This window comes from Lacrimispora sp., assembly GCF_032078915.1.
In the GTDB taxonomy this organism is placed as follows: domain Bacteria; phylum Bacillota; class Clostridia; order Lachnospirales; family Lachnospiraceae; genus Lacrimispora.
In genome coordinates this window covers 1-5770 of sequence record NZ_DAMAUN010000166.1, presented here as the reverse complement: position 1 = coordinate 5770, position 5770 = coordinate 1, and the positions used below count along the sequence as shown (strand labels likewise).

Genomic DNA, 5770 nt, shown 5'->3' with positions numbered 1-5770 from the left:
CTCTGTTACAAGACAAATCCAGGGTGAATGCCCTGGATTTTGTCTACAGTCTGAACAGAGTTAAATATCTGTTCCATTTAACTCTGTTTCCACGATCCTGTATGAGGTCCATTATGTATCTTCTATTCTTTTCTTAAGCGGAAGCTCTTTACCAGTTCACGCAAAAGCTGCGCCTGCTGGGATAGTTCCTCACTGGAAGCCGCACTTTCTTCCGCAGCCGCGGCATTGTTCTGAACTACAGAGGAGATCCTTCCAAGCTCCTTGGTCACATCTTCCACTGCTCTTGCTTCCTGGGAGGCTATGGTTGAAATGGTATCCACGGAATCCACTGCCAGAGCGGAATCCTCCAACACCTTCATCATGGACTGAACGGTTTCATCCAATATCTCATTGCCCTTTTCCACAGCATTTATGGAATCCCTGATTAATGCTGTGGTATTCTTTGCTGCTTCAGAGCTTTTCGCAGCCAGATTCCGTACCTCACCGGCAACCACTGCGAATCCTCTTCCAGACTCTCCTGCCCTTGCGGCCTCTATTGCAGCATTTAATGCCAGGATATTGGTCTGGAATGCAATATCTTCAATCACCTTAATGATCTTTCCGATCTCACCGGAGGATGCATGAATCTCATTCATGGCACTGGAAAGATTCTGCATGGACATGTCGCAGTTTACCACCTCTGTACCGGTCATCTGAACCTGTAAGGAAACATCTCCGGCTTTTTCTGCCAGACGTCTGACTTTTTCTGCAACCTGGCTGATGGAACCGGATAGCATTTCAACGGTTCTTTCCTGCTCCTCCGCACCGTTTGCTAAAAGCTGGGATCCGCTTGCAACCTGTCCGGAGCTTACCGCTACCTGGGCAGCTGCCTGGTTGACTTCATTCATTACCGAATTTAAATTCATGACGATCTGCTTTACCGCTTTTTCAAGCTGGGAAAAATCTCCCTTAAGACCCAGCTCCACGTCTAAGTCCAAATGGTTATCCGCCACTTCCTTTAACGTAAAGGAGATTCGGTCAATTACCTCTTTTAAATTTACTGTCATTCGTTCAAAGGAAGCTGCCACAAGGCCGATCTCATCGTTGGATTCCACATCAATAATGACGCTTAAATCCCCTTCCGCAATCTGCCCGGCAGCCGCGACGATCTTATGGATCGGTTTTAACTGCCTTCTTATGATAAATGCAATGATAAAGAGAATAACGATCATGGCCATGATGGAAATAACGATCATCATGGAAGACATCCGGTTTGCTTCCCGGTTCATATCCCCCGCTTCCACCGCTGTAACGGAATACCAGCTGGAACCATTTAATTGAATTGGCTCAAAGAAATAATAGGTATCTCCTTTTTTGCCTGGATCTACGGTATAAAAGTCGGAGCCAGAGGCAATTCCGGTATTTATCTTCTCTCTGCATGTCCCGCTGTTCACGAAATCAGAAACACTGGTTCCCACGAGACCGCTGCCTGTACTTTCTGAAATAATAGTTCCTGTTTCATTTAATATGAAGGTTTGCATACTTGGGTAGGAGGAACCTGCCGTTTTCATCTGGCTGAAGCGGTCTAAATCCACATCAATGGAAACCACGCACAGCACCCTGTCGTTTACGATCACAGGCACCGCCATGGTGATGATCATCATTCCATTCGATTTATATGGCAGTGTGATGACCTGAGCCTTTTCTTCCATCACCTTAACAAAATAATCCGCGGAAGAATAATCCTCGTACAGACCGCAGTCCTTAACCGTCCCGTCCTTGCCGGCATACAGTCCATAGCTTCTGGCTGCAGAACTCATGGCATACTGCTCAAACAGAATACCGACTCCTACGATATCTTCGGAGTAGAGAACTGAGGACTTGATGGTCGTCATCATATAATCCTCCATTCTCATACCATAGCTGTCCAGGGTCATATTATCAAATACCTGGCTCTTATACAGCGGCTCAGCCGAAGGGCCAGACTTAATCCTCAGCCCCTGGAGAACCTTTCGGTTCGCCGTTGAATTTTCAAGATAATACGTAATATTGTCTGATACCTGCCTTGCCTCATCAAGCGTCTGCTGGATCACTTTTCCGTTCTCAGATGCCAGAGTCTTTAACTCCCTGAAAGCGGACTGTTTCATGGCGTTTTTTGTCATTCTTGAGGTAACTCCGATCAAAGCCGTAAAAACGACCACCAGCATAATTCCTGCGATGAGTGCAATCCTGGTTGAAAGCTGATATTTCCCTGCCCCCTTCATCTTTAACCAGGACAACCCTTTGCTACTTAAATCACGATTCTTCCATTTTCTCAAAAACTGTACCTTCATTGCATAATCCCCCTCTGTAAGTTACAACCTTTACGGGAATTATACCATATTTTACCAAAATGTAAAATGTATTTTGATTTTTTTTGTAACATTCTTACAATTAATTCATTCATTGCCGACTGGTCAGGCAAACACTCCACTACAAACTTATGATTAACTCTCCTGGGTTCCGGCAGTATCAAAACCTGCGATTCTCATAAACTCTTCCCCTGTTATGGTTTCCCGTTCCAGGAGATATTCTGCGATCTCATGCAGCTTTGTAACATTTTCCTTAAGAATATTAAAGGCCTTCTGATGCTGTTCCTTTACGATTCTGATTACGGTATCATCGATCTGCTTTGCCGTTTCAGGAGAACAGGCAAGAGTGGTGTCTCCACCCAGATACTGGTTGGTTACGGTCTCAAGGGCCACCATATCAAACTCATCGCTCATACCGTAACGGGTCACCATGGCTCTGGCAATTCTGGTAGCCTGTTCGATATCATTGGAAGCGCCGCTGGTGACTGTATCAAATATCAGCTCTTCTGCCGCCCTTCCTCCGGTAAAGGTGGCGATCTTGCTTAAGGCAGCCTCCTTTGTCAACAGGTGTCGTTCTTCTTCATCCACCTGCATGGTATAGCCGAGGGCGCCGGAAGTTCTTGGAATAATGGTGATCTTATGAACAGGCGCTGAATGGTTCTGGCAGGCAGCAACAAGCGCATGCCCTACCTCATGATAAGCAATGATCTTCCTTTCCCTGGAATTAACAGAAGCATCCTTTTTCTGGTATCCGGCGATTACTACCTCTACGCTTTCCTCCAAGTCTCTTTGGGTTACGGTTTTTCTGCCCAACCGGACTGCCCGGAGCGCCGCCTCATTTACAATATTGGCAAGCTCTGCACCGCTGGACCCGGCCGTGGCAAGTGCGATTCCATGAAAATCCACATCATCGGACAGCTTTACATTTTTGCCGTGAACCTTTAATATGGCCTCCCTGCCATTAAGATCAGGAAGCTCCACAGGGATCCTGCGGTCAAAACGGCCCGGCCTTAAAAGAGCTTTATCAAGGGAATCCGGACGGTTGGTGGCTGCCAATATGACAACGCCTTTTCTTCCGTCAAATCCATCCATCTCAGCCAAGAGCTGGTTTAAGGTCTGTTCCCGTTCGTCGTTTCCTGTGAAGCCGCCACCGTCACGTTTCTTGCCTATGGTATCAATTTCATCGATGAATACGATACAGGGGGCCTTTTCAGTGGCCTGCTTAAATAAGTCCCTGACCTTTGCCGCACCCATACCCACAAACATTTCCACGAATTCAGAACCAGATATGGAAAAAAACGGCACATGTGCTTCACCTGCTACCGCCCTGGCAAGAAGTGTCTTACCGGTTCCGGGAGGGCCTACCAGCAGGGCACCTTTGGGAAGGGATGCACCGATATCCGCATACTTCTGGGGGTTATGAAGAAAATCCACAATCTCCGTTAAAGCTTCCTTTGCCTCCTCCTGGCCGGCCACATCCCTGAATGTTTTTCCTGTCTCGGATTCCGCATATATTTTCGGATTGGATTTTCCAAAGCTCATGGCATTGCCGCTGCCCATCTTTTTTTGTATCTGCCCGGATAGAAAATTCCCCAGGAACACAAAGATCAAAATGGGAATGATCCAGGTAAGCAAAATGGAAAGTAAGGGGGACATCTGCTCTACAATCGCTTTTTCAAAAGAAACGTCATGGGCTATCAGCCTTTCGGTAAGTGTATCATCCGGCCACAATCCGGTCTTATATACATCGTACACAGGCTTGCCTTCCCAGTCCTTCTTTCCGGTATCTGATTTAAACTGGATCTCTGTTTCTGTCTTTGCTACTGCCTGGACTTTCCCCTGGTCTACCATCTCCAGAAACGTGCTGTAGGGAACCTCAGCCACGGTTTTGGACTGGATCCAGGGAACCGTCAATGCATTGAACAATATCATGACTAATAAAACGATTACATAGTAAAAAATAAACGGTTTTTTCTGCTTATTTTGTGTATTATCATCTTTCAAACCCATAATACTCCTCCTTTTCTTTTGTTACTCATTAAGAACCGATTTTACAAATTCTTCCGCGTCCTTAAAATCCTGTTCATTGGGATGCAGCATCCCATCCTCATATGCGGATATCATGGCTCTGATCTGAGGAGTGTCGTGAATCGCCTGCATTTGCCTGTACTTTTCTAAAATCTGGGGAGCCATCTTTCCTCCGCACATAAAACAGCCAAGATATTCATTATCATCAGGAAGGAATACAGCCACCTGCTTTTCCACCTGTTTATAATATTCTTTATTTCCGGAAAGCCCGCAGGTTCCAAACAAAGCAACCCGTTTGCCGTGGAGATCCGAAAGAAAGTCAAGCACTTCTGTTTTACAGGTTCCCCGGTTATTCCAGAAACCTACAAAATACGTATCCGCTTCTTCTCCATGAAGTTCCTCCAGACTGACAATATCCTTGGATTTTCCTGGAAGGGTTTTAAAAATTTTCATGGCTACCTTCTGGGTATTTCCAGTATTACTTGTATATACAACTAAATAGTCCATACATTCAGCCTCCTATGAGATTAAAATATACCAAATCAAGCTATTTATCAAGAGATTGCGGAAAATGTTAATACAATTTATGTAACTTTAAGAATCTATATGGCAAAATGCACGGTTATTCTATTAAAATTTGAAAAAGCTTTGGAAGTGCTGTTAACCAGCTATCCCAAAGCTTTATTTTACCGTTCTTAAGAAATAATTCCTGCTGCCTCCTTTATGATGCCGCAGGTTTTTTCAATATCCTCATCCGTATGTGCCGCAGAAAGAAATAAAATCTCAAACTGGGATGGAGCCGTATAAATGCCATGCTCCAAAAGATAATGAAAATATGTTCCATACTTGACCGTATCCGAAGCCAGAGCCGTATCAAAATCCACCACCTGTTCTTTTGTGAAAAATACGCCCAAAAGAGAGCCTGCCTGATTCACCCAGGTTTCCGGAAGCGTTTCCTTAAGAGTTTTTACAAGCTTTCCTGCCTTTTCTTCCAGAGAAGAATAAATTCCCGGCTGCTCCATCAGGGTCCTGATGGTCGCGATCCCGGCTGTCGTTGCAATGGGATTGCCGGAAAGGGTTCCTGCCTGGTAAACCTTCCCCAAAGGAGAAACCACCTCCATGATCTCCTTCCTTCCTCCATACACTCCCATGGGCATTCCTCCGCCTGCGATCTTTCCGAGGGCTGTCATATCAGGAACAACACCGTAATATCCCTGTGCGCCTCCAAGTCCCATGCGAAATCCGGTAATGACTTCATCAAAGATGAGAACCGCTCCATGCTTTGCCGTGATTTCTCTTAAAAATTCCAGAAAACCGGGCTTTGGCGGAACAAGCCCCATATTGGCTGCCACCGGCTCCACCACCAGGGCTCCGATGTCGCCTGGAAATTCCGAAAACAGCTTTTTGACTGA

4 protein-coding genes are annotated in these 5770 nt (G+C 45.7%); all 4 read right to left on the bottom strand.

The genetic code is table 11. From position 1 onward, the window contains the following. Nucleotides 1-122: 122 nt before the first annotated feature. On the bottom strand, nt 123-2312 hold the full coding sequence (locus RT269_RS29505; protein ID WP_313188063.1) for a methyl-accepting chemotaxis protein: 2190 nt from the start codon (nt 2310-2312) through the stop codon (nt 123-125). A gap of 153 nt (nt 2313-2465) precedes the next feature. Then, nucleotides 2466-4340: an ATP-dependent zinc metalloprotease FtsH gene (gene ftsH, locus RT269_RS29500; RefSeq protein ID WP_313188062.1), complete on the bottom strand. Its 1875-nt coding sequence runs from the start codon at nt 4338-4340 to the stop codon at nt 2466-2468. A gap of 21 nt (nt 4341-4361) precedes the next feature. Continuing rightward, entirely contained in the window at nt 4362-4865 is a 504-nt protein-coding gene (gene bilS, locus RT269_RS29495) for a flavodoxin family protein BilS (protein WP_025234480.1), read from the bottom strand. A 188-nt stretch (nt 4866-5053) separates the two neighbouring features. Continuing rightward, a partial coding sequence (locus tag RT269_RS29490) for an aminotransferase class III-fold pyridoxal phosphate-dependent enzyme (protein ID WP_313188061.1) occupies nt 5054-5770 on the bottom strand: 717 nt, incomplete at its 5' end.